Origin of the sequence: Corynebacterium macclintockiae (assembly GCF_027570165.1) — a bacterium.
Lineage (GTDB): Bacteria > Actinomycetota > Actinomycetes > Mycobacteriales > Mycobacteriaceae > Corynebacterium > Corynebacterium macclintockiae.
Window position 1 is genome coordinate 1 of the sequence record NZ_JAKMUV010000033.1, and the last position, 508, is coordinate 508.

1 protein-coding gene is annotated in these 508 nt (G+C 53.7%); it reads right to left on the reverse strand.

Going from position 1 to position 508, the window contains the following annotated elements; all coding sequences use genetic code 11:
* Nucleotides 1–413: helix-turn-helix domain-containing protein (locus tag L8U58_RS10150; protein WP_269955274.1), on the reverse strand; the 413-nt coding region annotated here is incomplete at its 3' end.
* Nucleotides 414–508: the final 95 nt, after the last annotated feature.

Sequence of the window (508 nt, forward strand, 5' to 3'; positions counted from 1 at the left end):
GCGAAGCGCTTATAGGAGCTGCGTGGCCGTTTGCGGGCGTTGGCATCAACGAATCCCAGCTCATGAAGCCACGAGGCGATTGTAGAACGCGACGGTGTGGAATCTGGACCTACTGTGTCGAACAAGAAGTAGTAGATCGACCAAGGCCCATAATCCAAGCCTTGCTCCATCAACTCCTGCCTGGCGTGGACGACTGCGATTTTGTCGGCCTCGTGGAATTTCTTAACCGGATTCTTCGGGGCAGTCGAATCCGGCACAATGCCTGCGCGACCCTTCTGCGCTATCCGGCTTTTGATGTTGTGGTACGTCTGCCGCGAGATTCCCAATTCTTTGCAAAACTGTGTGACCGTCTTGCCGTCACGAACGGGATCGAAATCTGCGACCTTTCTACGCTTATGCAATGGAATAGCCATCCGGCTATTCCACCGCCGCAAACGTCCAAAAAGCCACTAGACATCCCGTCCAAAAACATCCTGGACTCCGTGTCCAAAATGTCGCTAGACATCAC